Below are 12,933 nucleotides of genomic sequence, written 5' to 3' on the forward strand. Positions count from 1 at the left end.
TACGCCTCGTGTAAGCAGTGCGCGACGAGTTCGCCGATGGCAAAACGAACGCATAGCCAACCGAAATACAAGGGAGTCGGCATGAGCGGGTTTAGTGAAGACGAGTGGGAGCATCTCGCGCTCGAGAATCTCGCCGAGTATGAGTGGCGGTACGTGCCGGGGGCCGAGATTGCGCCTGGCCGCGATGGCGGCCGCGCTACATGGGACGACGTGGTGTTGCCTGATCGGATGCTCGCCGCACTGAAGAAGTTGAATCCTGCTGTCCCGGTGGTATATCTGGACCAGGCGCGCGCCGCGATCTCGGCCCCGCAATCGCAGGACGCGATCGCGGAGAACTTCCGAGTGCATCAAATTCTGGTGAAGGGCTATCGCGGGATCACCTACACCGATACCGACGGCATCGAGCAGACTCCTACCATTCGCCTGATCGGCTTGCGTCCTGAGGACAACGAGCTGATTGCGGTCAATCAGGTGACTGTCCGCACCGCCGAGCACACCCGTCGATTTGATGTGGTTCTCTTCCTGAACGGTATGCCTGTCGCATTCTTCGAACTGAAGCAAGCCGGTTCTGCCGCAGCCGATCTTGCGTCCGCGCACGCGCAGCTGAAGACCTACATCCGTGAGTTCCCGATGGCGTTTCGATTCGCGGTCGTGAACGTCATCAGCGACGGCATCACCGCTCGCTATGGAACGCCGTTCACCTCACTTGAGCACTTTGCGCCGTGGAACGTCGACGACGACGGCAAGCCGGTGACCTTCGGCAACGCGACGGACGAAAACCATCTCGGCACTGCGCTCGAGTTCCTTATCGCGGGAGTCTTCAACGCCGAGCGGTTCCTGCAGCTGCAGCGCAACTTCGTGGCCTTCGACGCCGGTGCGGATGGTCTGGTCAAGCGAATTGCCAAACCTCACCAGTACTTTGCTGTGACCTCGGCGGTGGGCAGCACCGTGGTCGCCGCCGACAGCACGGGCAAGGCCGGCGTGGTGTGGCACACCCAGGGATCGGGCAAGTCGATGGAGATGGAGCTGTATGCGCACCTCGTTGCACAGCAGCCCAAGCTGAAAAACCCGACCATCGTGGTAGTCACCGACCGGCGTGACCTAGATGGCCAGCTGTTCGACACCTTCGCTCGCTCGCAGTTGCTCGATGAGACGCCGGTCAAGGTGACTTCGCGTGGACAACTGCGCGACGAGCTGGCGAACCGCACAACCGGTGGCATCTACTTCACCACCCTGCAGAAGTTCAGCCGCACGGCCGACGAGCGGGAGTCCGGTGCCGATCATCCGGAGCTGACCGCCCGACGCAATGTGATCGTCGTCGTCGACGAAGCGCACCGCAGTCACTACGACGATCTCGATGGGTACGCCCGGCACCTCGCCGATGCGGTGCCGAATGCAACGCTGATCGCGTTCACCGGTACGCCGATCTCGCTCGCCGAACGCAACACTCGTGATGTCTTCGGCGACTACATCGACATCTACGACCTCACCCGCGCTGTCGAGGACGGGGCGACCGTCCCAGTGTACTTCGAGCCGCGGCTGGTAAAGGTAGCCCTGGCCAAGGAGGTTACCGAGGACGACCTGGACCGTACCGCTGACGAAGCCACACTCGGGCTCGACGACGTCGAACGCGCGCAGGTGGAGAAGTCGGTGGCGGTGATCAACGCCGTCTATGGCGCACCCGAGCGTCTCCGCGTCTTGGCCGCCGACATCAGCAAGCACTGGACGATTCGCTCAGAGGCGATGCGTCCCTTCATCTCCTGCCCGGGCAAGGCCTTCATCGTTGCGGGCACCCGGGAGATCTGTGCGCGTCTGTACGAGGATATCGTTGCGTTGCATCCGGATTGGCATGACGACGCCGTCGACAAGGGCGTCATCAAGGTGGTGTTTTCCGGCTCCGCCAAGGACCAGGGCCTCATCGCGAAGCATGTTCGCCGCGACGCTCAGAACAAGGTGATCCAACAACGGTTGCGCGACCCTGATGACGAACTGCAGATCGTCATCGTCAAGGACATGCTTCTCACCGGCTTCGATGCTCCGCCGTTGCACACCCTGTACCTCGATCGGCCGCTCAAGGGCGCCCTACTGATGCAGACCCTCGCCCGAGTCAACCGCACCTTCCGGGGAAAGCCAGACGGCCTGTTGGTGGCCTATGCGCCGCTCGCGGAGAACCTGAGTCAGGCGTTAGAGGAGTACACCGAGACCGATCAGGAGAACAAACCCGTCGGCCGCGACATCAAGGAAGCCGTCGCACTCACTGCGCAACTCGTCGAGCAGCTCAACGCTGTCTGTGCCGGCTACGCCTGGCGTTCCGTCGCAGCGCAGAAGAAGGAGAAGAGCTGGCTGAAGGCCGCGATCGGGCTGACGGACCACTTGCGCTCGCCCGAGACCGCAGGCAACCAGGTGACCGGGGACGACACCCCGATCGGCGAACGGTTCCGAACGCTGGCCGGGCAGCTGTCGCGCGCATGGGCATTGGCCGGTGGCAGTGGATCACTCGAAGGGATCCGGCCGGTGGTGAAGTTCTATGAAGAGGTCCGCGTGTGGATGGCCAAGTTCGACGCGCAGGAGCGTCAGGCCGACGGCCGACCGGTTCCCGATGAGATCAAGCGAATGCTGGCCTCGGCGGTTGCTGATGCGGCAGCGTCAAACGAGGTCGTAGACATCTACGCCGCAGCGGGGTTACCGCGGCCGTCGCTGTCGGACTTGGGTCCGAGTTTTGAGACCGCCGCGCGTAGTGCCACCAACCCGCACCTCGCGATCGAGGCGTTGCGTGCAACGCTGACCGAGGAGTCGAACAGGGCAACGCGCAACAATGTGGTCCGGCAGCGCGCGTTCTCTGAGCGAATCATCGAGCTGATGCGCAAGTACACCAACCAGCAGATCACCTCGGCCGAGGTGATCGCCGAGTTGATCGATATGGCCAAAGATGTTGCCGCCGAGCAGAACCGTGGCGACGCGTTCAGTCCGCCGCTGTCGGAGGACGAGCTTGCCTTCTACGACGCTGTTGCCGAGAACGAGTCTGCGGTCGACCTGCAGGGCGAGGACGTCCTCGCTCAGATCGCACGCGAGTTGGTCGCTGTGATGCAACGAGACACCAAGTACGACTGGACTGTTCGTGACGATGTGCGGGCCAAGCTCCGATCATCGATCAAGCGCCTCCTGGTGAAGTACAAGTATCCGCCAGATAAGCAGCTCGGCGCGATCAAGACAGTCATGGAACAGATGGAGATGATGGCACCTCGCTACGCACTGGCTGGACAGGCGCAAAGAAGGGAGCCATGACAACTCAGACAACCGACCGGCCTAAGAGCCTAAAACGCGCTAACCGTAGCCAGTGAGAGGGACTGCACCCGGTTTAGTTGACATCCTGACCTGCCCCAGGATTTCTTACCCACTTCGGTGTGAAGATCGAGCCACGCTGAAAGGCTTCGTTCCATGCCACGACCGTATCCGCCGGAGTTCCGATTCCGGGCCGTAGCCTCGTCCGTACCGGCAAACCGATCACCACCGCCGCTATCGAGCTCGGCATCAGCGCCGCCGCGCTCCATCAGTGAGTGCGCCAAGATCAAGTCGACCGGGGCGAACGGCCCGGTCTCACGACAACAGAATCGGCGCAGTTGTCGAAGGCGAACAAGCGCATCCGGCAACTCGAAGCCGAGGTCGAAATCCTCCGCACCGCTGCGACGCTGTTCGGGGAGAACCGCCCGGCCCCAAAAGGATTTGGTAGGACCCCATTTGGTGAGCCACTTGATCCGTGCCCCTCAAAGTAAACCATCTATATGAGAGATGAGGCAGAGTGATCCATAGGAGGTCACAGTGCCCAAGTCGTATACAAACTCAGTCCGGCGACAGATCTCGCACCGTCTGCGAAGTGGTGACACAGTCGCCGATATCGCTACGGAAACCGGCATATCGCCGGCGACGTTGTTCCGGTGGAAAGACCAAGCCCTGATCGATGCGGGGGTGCGGGACGGAGTACCGAGTATCGAGTCCGACGAGCTCGCATCGGCCCGCGCCCGCATCGCTGCACTCGAAGCTGAACTCGCATTGACTCGCGATGCGTGCGCCTTGTTCGACGATCAGTCGGTGGTGCCCCCAAAAGGAAGATCGCGATCGTCGAAGGACTGATCACACGAGGACATTCCGGTAGATCGGCATGTCGCATAACGGTTTTGAGCAGATCAACATTTCATGCGCACCATCGCCGACCGGTCTCCAATCAGCGAGTACGGCGCATCATCGCGGCCGACACGATCGAAAAAATCTACCAACGATCACGCGGAACCTACGGGAAGCGACGTATCCGAGCCGAACTGCTCGATACATACGAAATGAATGTCAATCACAAGCTGGTGTCGGCGATCATGACCGAACTCGGTATCGCTGGGTTGCCTCGTCCGGGCAAGCGGAAACCGAACCTGCTGGGCGTCGAAACCCTCTCTGACCGGGTCAATCGCGGTTTCACGGCAAGCCGGCCGAACGAATTGTGGTTCACGGATATTACGGAGCATCCCGCTCGTGACGGAAAGGTTTACTGCTGTGCGATTTTGGACTGTTTCAGCAAGATGATCGTAGGTCGTTCTTTCTCCACGACTGCTGATACGGCACTGGTCAACAATGCGGTGAACATGGCCGCGCAGGAACGGATCCGTTGGGAGGCAACGATCTTGCATGCCGATCATGGTCCCCAGTTCAGGTCGTGGGGGTTCGGTGAGAATCTGCGGAGGTGGGGGTTGCTCGAGTCTTTCGGGACGGTCGGTGATTGCTTCGATAATGCTGTCATGGAGGCATTCTGGGGACGTTTGCAGACGGAATTGCTGAACACGAAGAAGTGGTCGACCACGCTGGAGTTGACGGCAGCCATGGCCGATCATATCGACAATTTTCATAATGCCGAACGGCGCCACAGCTATCTCGGCAACCTCAGCCCGATGGAGTATGAGAAGCTCTGGGCAGACATCCAACCGTATCCTCAGCTCTCATAACGCTGGTGCACTATTGGGGGCACGGATCATCTCGGGGAGAGAGAATCTACCGTTCATGGAACAACTGTGCACGCGGACGGTGACATAACCCTCTCGACATAGTGGCAATCGGACGACACCTCGGTGAACACTCTGGCTCGGGTCTGGCGCCATCGTGCGCGGACCGCTCCCCCAGGGGGAAGGATTTTCGCGGCACTCGCATCTCCGGGTACACAGCATCCGATATCGCGCCCGCAGATGCCTCGACGAGCAGGCGTATCCCTTGCCCGGGGCTATTTCGGCCGTCCGAGGTGCTAGTGAAGTTACCTGGAGGCGATCCGTGACTGCGGAAGCAATTACGAACTAAACAATCGGGGTATCACGAGAATCAGTGAAGTAACCAACATCGACCGTACCCTTTTGAGCCGCAACTTTATTCGCATGCACCTTTTCAGGACCGATGCGCGGACAGAGCGCCTGCAGCGGAAACCGCGAGATGTCCAATTGCTCGCACCGCGAGCAGAAGACCGACCAAGATCACTCCTGCTGCTCAACTGCCTCTGTGACTGAGCCGGTCCGAAAACACCTTCTACGACGACGCCCTGCTCAGTAGCCGAGTTTGGCGCGCAAAGAAGTCAGCGAATGCGAGGTCTCCACGGCAAGGTCCGGATGGATCGCCGCGATCGATTGCACCAGAACGTCGCCGACGAGGATGGACGTAAGCGCCTCCGCGCTGAGACCGGTCGGCGTATGCGGCGCCATGAGCGCGACGGCCACCCGATCGGACAGGGATTCGGTCAGTTCGTCACTGACGAGTATCACGTTGGCACCGACATCCCGAGCTCGGCTCAAGATGACGTCGACCTCGGTGATGACGCGGCCGGGGGCGAAGACGACGACGACGTCCGAGTGCCGGATGAGGAGCAACTCGTCGGCGAGGGCGAAACCGTCACTGTCGATGCGCCGGGTCGGGCACCCCACACGGTTGAGCCGAAGGGCAAGGTGGGCGGCCGCGATACCCGAGGCCCCCACCCCGTACGTGTGGGTCCGCCCGGCATGCAGGATCAGCTCGACGGCCTCGGACACGGCGTCGGCACTGAGGACGTCCTCAGCGAGCTCGATGCGTTCTCGCGCTTCCGCCCACACACTTCGACTGACCCCCTCATATCCGGATCCGAGGTGCGCGATGCGTTGCTGCAGCCGCACCTCGGGGGCCACCGTGGAGCTGAACGGAGCTGCCACCTGCTGTTTGAGCTCGGACAGGCCGGTGTATCCCAGCTTTTGCACCGTGCGGACGACGGTCGCGTTGCTGGTGCGGCTATCGGCGCCGAGGTCGGCGGCGCTGGCGTACAGCAACCGCTCCGCACTGCAGTTCGCCAGGAAGTCCGAGACTGCCCGCTCCGCGCGGGACATGGCATCCCACTGGCCTCGCACCCGAGCCCGTAACTCGGTCACTCCCGGATTATCGGTAACACTTGTTACGGCTGACCTGTTATGTGTATCGTCCATTTCAGCGATTGTAGTGTGCATCACAGATCGAACCAACCCGGACGCCCGAACTTCAGTGCCACCGCCTGAACGGGACGATCCGCGATCGAAGGAATCCGACAAACAATGAACGATGTATCCATCCGAACCGTCGAAGTCACCGGAAACGCCTACGAACGGGGACACGCCTACGGCTCCGCGACCGGTGATCTGATCGGCGACGCCATCGCCTATTACCAGGACGCCTTCCACGTCCAAACCGGGATGAGCTGGAACGAGGTCAAAGATCAGGCCGCGAGTTGGCTGCGGTTGTGCGAACAGCGCGCCCCGGACCTGGTCACAGAACTGCGCGGAGTGGCCGACGGCGCCTCCCGTGACGTGCTTGAACTGATGGCCCTCAACGCCCGAGGTGAGATCATCTACGACGCCGGCAGCAGGCTGGCATCCCCCTACCCCGCGACCGAGGAGGACGAGCGAGAGAGCGCGGACGGATGCACGTCGTTCGTCCTCACCGATGGCGCGTCCGGCGACGGCCACATGTACGTCGGCCAGAACTGGGACTGGCGCGCCGCAACCCAGAAGACCCTTGTCGCCCTCCGCGTCGTCCAGGACCCGCTACCCACCGTCATCATGCAGGTCGAGGCCGGGCAGATCGGCCGACACGGAGTCAACTCGGCCGGAATCGCCCTCAACGCAAACGGTCTAGGAGGACGGTTCGATTCCACGATCGGACTGCCTCAGACCTTCATCCGTCGCATGGTGCTCAATCAGAGCGAACTTCCCGACGCGCTCAACGTGCTCGCCCGCACCACCCCACACATTGCCGGCAACGCCGTCCTCTCACACAGTTCAGGCTTTTCCGTGGACCTCGAGATCACCCCCCACGGCATCGACTGGATCTACCCCGATGACGGACTTCTGGTACACGGCAACCATTTCCAAGGGCGGATCCCGCCTCAACTGGCAGGTCGATACCGGCCGGTCTCGGTGGATTCCTTGTTCCGCGTACCACAGGCAACCAAAGGCCTGGCCGCCGTGCGGCACGCCGAAGACCGCCCAAAAGCGCTCGCGCTGGTGCGGGCCGCCATGTCGGATCATCTCGGCTACCCCGAATCGGTGTGCACGCACCCCGACGAGCGGCGCCCGAAGGTACGCCAGTGGGCGACAGTGCTTTCGAGCTGCGTCGATCTCACCACCGGCGACTACTTCGTGACCAATGGAACCCCCTGTAATCACGAGTACCAGCAGCTGCCGTGGAACGCATTCGACGGTCCCGCTTCGCGTCACCCCCACCTTTCACCTGTGACGGCCATCCAATGACTCGACACGGTTTGTCCCACAACAGAATTGGACATTTTCTGACATTTCCGGTCGCGGCACTTCTGCTCAGCGGATGCACCGCCACACCGTCGAGCACCACGGCAGCCGCATTACCGTTCGCTGCCAACACGGCGGCGGCGGCCGGGCCTACGTCGACCGTGTCGTGGATGCTGCCGGACGAGCCGGCCACCTTCGACTCAGACATCGACAGCGGCGCCTCAGAGAATACGATCTTGGCGAACGTGTGTGAGCGGCTGATGGAGGTCCAGCCCGATCTGACCACCACTCCCCGCCTCGCCGAGACCGCTCGCTGGGTAGACGACACCCATGTCGTGTTCGCCCTGCGTACCGACGCGTTCTTCCACGACGGCAGCCCGGTCACCGCCGACGACGTGCTGTGGAGCATGCAGCGGCACGCACGCAAGGACGCGGACGAATCCGACGAGTACGTGAACGTGGAATCGATCGCCAAGACGGGTCCCGCCGAGATCACCGCGACGATGAAGCAGCCGGATGCGACGTTCATCCAAGCGATGGCCGGAAACGGCGGAGTGATCTGGAATCCACGCGTCGTGCAGGCCCAGGGCGAGAACTTCGGCACACCGTCCAGCCCCGACGCCTGCTCGGGCCCCTACCAACTCACCGACTGGTCGCCAGGGAGCAGTGTCACCATCACCAAATCTCCGACGTACTGGGACAGGAACCGCCCAGTGCTCGCTGAGAAAGTGCGCTTTACCTGGGCAGACCAGTCAGCGATGGTGAACTCGCTGACCAGCTCCGAGATCGACGGCGCCTACCTGGACGGCCCGGCGGCCGCAGTGGCGTTACGCGGAGCCGACAACGTTGCCCTCACCCAGGGCCCCACCACGAATGCCTGGTCATTACTTCCCACGAAGCGCGGCGGCGCCACCGACGAGCGGATCCGCAAAGCACTGTCCCTTGCCCTGAACCGCACCGGCGTCTCGAAAGCCGCCTTCGGTGGGCTGGCGAAGGCGTCGAAGACCCCGGTCGGCCCCGGCGCGTGGGGTTACCAGCGAGAAGCGTTCGAAGCAGCCTACGACCAGCTGCCCGGCGCATCCGCTTCACCCTCCGACGCCGACCTGTCCGCCGCGAAAACACTGGTTGCCGAGGCTGGTACTTCGAAATCTCCGATCGTTGTGGCCAGCGACGGGCAGTCCACCCGAGGAGTGATTGCCAGCGCCCTCGTCGACGCCGCACACAAGATCGGGCTCGACGCCAAGATCGTCACCGTCCCGAACCAGCAGTACGGCGACTTCTACACCGACGAGGCATTGCGCAACCAGGCCGACTTTTGGATCGACGAGTACTACATCTCCAAGAACGATCCGATCGGCTTCTACAAGAACGGCGCCTCCACCGCCCGGGTGAACTTTGCGGGATACACGAACCCGGACTACGACATCACCGTCAAGTCCGCCCAACGCACCCTCGACGAGGCCGAGCGCGCGACCCTGGTGAACACCCTGCAGCAGTTATGGGCGGCGTCCGCGGTGTGGATTCCCGCCGTTCAGGCCCCATCCACACTCGCCTTGTCCACCCACATGACCGGCGCACCGGTATCCGGGGCGTACCTGTATTACCCGTGGGCCGCCGCCCTCGGAAGCTCGGAGAAAAACTGATGCTTACTCCATTGCGCCGGACCGCCGGCATGCTCGTCACCCTCGTCGTGAGCTCGTTCGTCATCTTCGCCGCGATGTACGCCGCTCCCGGTGATCCGGTCACCGTGTTGATCGGCAACCCGGAGAACATGACCCCCGAACGGGTCGCCGCGGTGCGCGCTCAGTACCACCTCGACGACTCGATGCTCACCCAGTACTGGCACTGGGCTACCAACGCTCTCACCGGCAACCTCGGAGAATCGGCACAGTACCGTCAGCCGGTGGCAGACCTGATGGCCAGCCGCATCCCCAACTCGCTGGCGCTGGTCGCCTATGCCACGGTGCTGTTCGCGGTGTTCGGTATCGGGCTCGGTGTGCTCGCGGCTCTGCGCCGCGGCCGGGCCGCCGACTCGATCGTCGTTGCGGCAACTACCCTCGCCGCCTCGGTACCCACCTTCGTCATCGGGATCTTTCTGATCTCCCAGTTCTCGGTACGCCTGGGCTGGTTCCCAGTCATGGGAGCAGGAGAAGGCGTGCTGGACAAAATCCACCATCTGAGCCTGCCAGCACTGGCGCTGGCGATCGGCGCCCTCGCGATCGTCAGCCGGGTGACCCGGCAAACCATGGTCGAACAACTGGACGCCGACCATGTGAGCGCGGCACGCAGCTTCGGTCTGGCCGAACGCAAAATCGTCACCCGACACGTGCTTCGCAACTCATGGGGGCCGATCATCACGATGGTCGCGCTGGTGGTTGCCAGCCTCCTCGCCGGCACCGTCGTCATCGAAAGCGTCTTCGGGATCAGCGGCGTCGGTGCGCTCCTCGTCGACGCGATCAATGCCCACGACTTCGCAGTCGTGCAGGCGGTGCTGCTGTACATGGCGATCGGCTACATGCTCGTCACCACCCTCGTCGACTTCCTTCTTCCCCTCCTCGACCCACGAATCAACAGCAAGGTGAGTTCGTCATGAGCACCACACTCGCCCCGGCAGTCGTCACATCGGGCACCAAACCCGCCCGTAAGCTGCACCTCGGCTACTGGGCTGCGATCACTTTCCTGGCGCTGGTGGTACTCGTCGCCCTCGCGGCACCCTGGATCGCGCCCTACCCCCCGAACAGTATCGATTTCGATGCCATCTGGGAGGGCCCCAGCGCCGCGCACCTGCTCGGCACCGACCAACTCGGACGAGATCTGCTCTCGCGTACTATCTTCGGAGCTCGAGCAAGTCTGCTCGGCCCGCTCGTACTGTTGATCATCGCCACCGCGATGGGTGTGGCGATCGGCACCGTCGCGGCGTGGAAGGGCGGCTGGGTCGACACTCTGCTCGCCCGCATCACGGACGTGATGTTCGCGTTCCCCGGACTGCTGTTCGTCGTGTTGATGATCGCAGTCTTCGGCAAGGGCCCCCTCACGGCTGTCATTGCGCTCGGCCTGGCTTTCGCTCCGGTGATCGCCAAGTTCACCCGTAGCATCGCCCTCTCGGAATTGTCCCGCCCCTACATCGACGCCTACCGCGTCCAGGGCGTCGGAGCGGTCGCCGTGTGCATGCGCTACGTCATCCCCAACCTCGCGCCGGCACTCCTCGGATATCTGGTGGTGCTCTTCGGTGAGGGGCTGATGGGACTGGCCACACTCAGCTACCTCGGCTTCGGCTCTCAACCGCCGAGCTCCGAATGGGGCCTTATGGTCCAAGAAGGTCAGGACGGCATTTTGCTCGGCTTCCTGTGGCCCACCGCCGTACCCGGCCTCGCGATCGCGGCTGTCGTCGTCGCCGTCAACATCATCGGCGTCCGCATCGCCGACCGACTCGACTCCCGGAGGTAAGACGATGCTGCTCGATATCGACAATCTGAGTCTGGACTACGAAACCCCCACCGGCCCGACACGGATCCTCTCCGAGGTCAGCTTGCACGTGGATCAGGGCGAAACCGTGGGTCTGGTCGGCGAATCCGGCTCTGGCAAGTCCAGCACCGCCCGCGCCGCACTGCGCCTGCTCGACGCCAATGCTCACGTCACGGGAACCGTTCGCATCGAAGGCACCGACATCACCGCCACTGACACGAAAACACTGCGCGCAGCCCGCTCACACCAAGTCGGACTCATCCACCAAGACCCCCGTGCCTCCCTCAACCCGGTCCGCCGCATCGGCGACTCGCTGACCGAACGTCTCGTCCACGTCCACGGCGTGAGCAGGCAACAGGCCCGCAGCACCGGATTGGAACTGCTCGACGCCGTCGGCATCGACCGACCCGAACAGCGCATCAAGCAATTCCCACACGAGCTGTCGGGCGGCATGCTCCAGCGGGTGGTGATCGCCGCTGCCCTCAGCGCCCGACCGCGGCTACTCATCGCCGACGAAGCCACCAGCGCACTCGATGTCACCACCCAGGCGGAAGTGCTCGCCATCCTGCGCGCAGTCCAGGAGGAGCGCCGCCTCGGACTGCTGTTCATCACCCACGATCTGCATCTCGCCGCGGCGTTCTGCGACCGCGTGTACGTCATGTACCGCGGCCGGGTGCTCGAGGAGCGGCGAGGGGAAGACCTGTTCGCCGGAGCTGAACACGACTACACCCGAACACTTCTCGACGCTGCGCCCACCCTTCCGCGACCGAAGGAACCGACACGATGAGCAATCCGCCCACCGCCTCCACCCTGATCGCTACCAACCTCCGCAAGTCCTTCCACATCGGCAGGCGCCAGCCGGCGATCACCGCCGTGGACGACGTCTCCTTCACCATCGGCCACGGGGAATCCCTGGGGTTGGTCGGCGAGTCCGGTTCGGGCAAGTCCACCATCGCCCGCATCGTCGCCGGACTCGAGCGCCCGGACTCGGGCACCCTGTCCGTCGACGGTCACGACCGCCTGTCCACAGCCCCCGGCAAGACCCGCCGGTTGCGCAGGGCACGGGAAGTACAAATGGTCTTCCAAGACCCCTACGGCTCCCTCGACCGCCGATTGACTGTGCAGCAATGCCTCGAACACGCAATAACACTGCACAGCGGCAGTATCTCCGGTACCGAAAAGCGCTCCCGCGTAGCGGAACTACTCGACCAGGTGCGGCTCGCCGGCACACACGCTGCATCGAAGCCCCATCAGCTCAGTGGCGGGCAACGCCAACGCGTGGCTATTGCGCGGGCACTGGCAGTCCTGCCGAGCGTGGTCATCCTCGACGAAGCCGTCTCCGCCCTCGACGTCTCCGTCCAGGACCAGATCCTCGCCCTGCTCGACGAGATCCGGCAGCAGTCCGGAGTCGGGCTACTGTTCGTCAGCCACGACCTCGCCGTGGTCGCCGAAGTCACCCAACGCGTCCTCGTTCTCTACAAGGGCGCAATCGTCGAGGAAGGGGCGACAGCGGAAGTGCTGCAAGCCCCCCAGCATCCGTACACCCGACTGCTGGTGTCCTCGACCCCCGGTGAGGGCTGGGACCCTGCCGCCGTCGTCGAACAGCGCCGCCGCTTCAACGCCGAACGACACAACGCCACCACCGGCTCGAGTGAACCCTCAACGCGCGCAGTCACCCTCACCTGACATCCCCCCA

General features: G+C 63.1%; 10 protein-coding genes. 9 read left to right on the plus strand and 1 reads right to left on the minus strand.

Annotated features, from left to right (window positions below):
* Nucleotides 1-81 precede the first annotated feature (81 nt).
* The 3 genes from FEZ59_RS00970 to FEZ59_RS00980 all read left to right on the plus strand — a co-directional run bounded on the left by FEZ59_RS00970 (nt 82) and on the right by FEZ59_RS00980 (nt 4,988).
* Nucleotides 82-3,285, plus strand: a complete 3,204-nt coding sequence (locus FEZ59_RS00970) for a type I restriction endonuclease subunit R (RefSeq protein WP_172932089.1) — start codon at nt 82-84, stop codon at nt 3,283-3,285.
* A 534-nt stretch (nt 3,286-3,819) separates the two neighbouring features.
* The gene (locus FEZ59_RS00975; RefSeq protein WP_172932090.1) at nt 3,820-4,131 is read left to right on the plus strand and encodes a transposase; all 312 of its coding nucleotides are present in this window, start codon (nt 3,820-3,822) and stop codon (nt 4,129-4,131) included.
* Nucleotides 4,065-4,988: an IS3 family transposase gene (locus tag FEZ59_RS00980; RefSeq protein ID WP_172932091.1), complete on the plus strand. Its 924-nt coding sequence runs from the start codon at nt 4,065-4,067 to the stop codon at nt 4,986-4,988. Before FEZ59_RS00975 ends, FEZ59_RS00980 begins: the two co-directional genes overlap by 67 nt.
* A 585-nt stretch (nt 4,989-5,573) precedes the next feature.
* Here the strand turns inward: FEZ59_RS00980 and FEZ59_RS00985 are convergent.
* Nucleotides 5,574-6,422 (minus strand): MurR/RpiR family transcriptional regulator, encoded by an 849-nt coding sequence (locus FEZ59_RS00985; RefSeq protein WP_202022305.1) that lies wholly within the window; start codon nt 6,420-6,422, stop codon nt 5,574-5,576.
* 159 nt (nt 6,423-6,581) lie between these two features.
* Between FEZ59_RS00985 and FEZ59_RS00990 the strand changes: the two genes are divergently transcribed.
* Genes FEZ59_RS00990 through FEZ59_RS01015 form a run of 6 tightly spaced genes read left to right on the plus strand, consistent with a single transcriptional unit; the run spans nt 6,582 to nt 12,923 of the window.
* A complete protein-coding gene (locus FEZ59_RS00990; protein ID WP_172932094.1) occupies nt 6,582-7,775 on the plus strand; it encodes a C45 family peptidase in 1,194 nt (397 codons plus the stop codon).
* Nucleotides 7,772-9,415 (plus strand): ABC transporter substrate-binding protein, encoded by a 1,644-nt coding sequence (locus FEZ59_RS00995; RefSeq protein WP_172932096.1) that lies wholly within the window; start codon nt 7,772-7,774, stop codon nt 9,413-9,415. Before FEZ59_RS00990 ends, FEZ59_RS00995 begins: the two co-directional genes overlap by 4 nt.
* On the plus strand, nt 9,415-10,365 hold the full coding sequence (locus tag FEZ59_RS01000; RefSeq protein ID WP_172932098.1) for an ABC transporter permease: 951 nt from the start codon (nt 9,415-9,417) through the stop codon (nt 10,363-10,365). Before FEZ59_RS00995 ends, FEZ59_RS01000 begins: the two co-directional genes overlap by 1 nt.
* A complete protein-coding gene (locus FEZ59_RS01005) occupies nt 10,362-11,219 on the plus strand; it encodes an ABC transporter permease (RefSeq protein WP_172932099.1) in 858 nt (285 codons plus the stop codon). The genes FEZ59_RS01000 and FEZ59_RS01005 overlap by 4 nt, the downstream gene beginning before the upstream one ends.
* A gap of 4 nt (nt 11,220-11,223) precedes the next feature.
* A complete protein-coding gene (locus tag FEZ59_RS01010) occupies nt 11,224-12,024 on the plus strand; it encodes an ABC transporter ATP-binding protein (protein WP_172932100.1) in 801 nt (266 codons plus the stop codon).
* Nucleotides 12,021-12,923: an ATP-binding cassette domain-containing protein gene (locus tag FEZ59_RS01015; protein WP_172932102.1), complete on the plus strand. Its 903-nt coding sequence runs from the start codon at nt 12,021-12,023 to the stop codon at nt 12,921-12,923. Before FEZ59_RS01010 ends, FEZ59_RS01015 begins: the two co-directional genes overlap by 4 nt.
* Nucleotides 12,924-12,933 lie beyond the last annotated feature (10 nt).

Origin of the sequence: Rhodococcus sp. MS13 (genome assembly GCF_013277835.1) — a bacterium.
GTDB lineage: Bacteria > Actinomycetota > Actinomycetes > Mycobacteriales > Mycobacteriaceae > Rhodococcus_F > Rhodococcus_F erythropolis.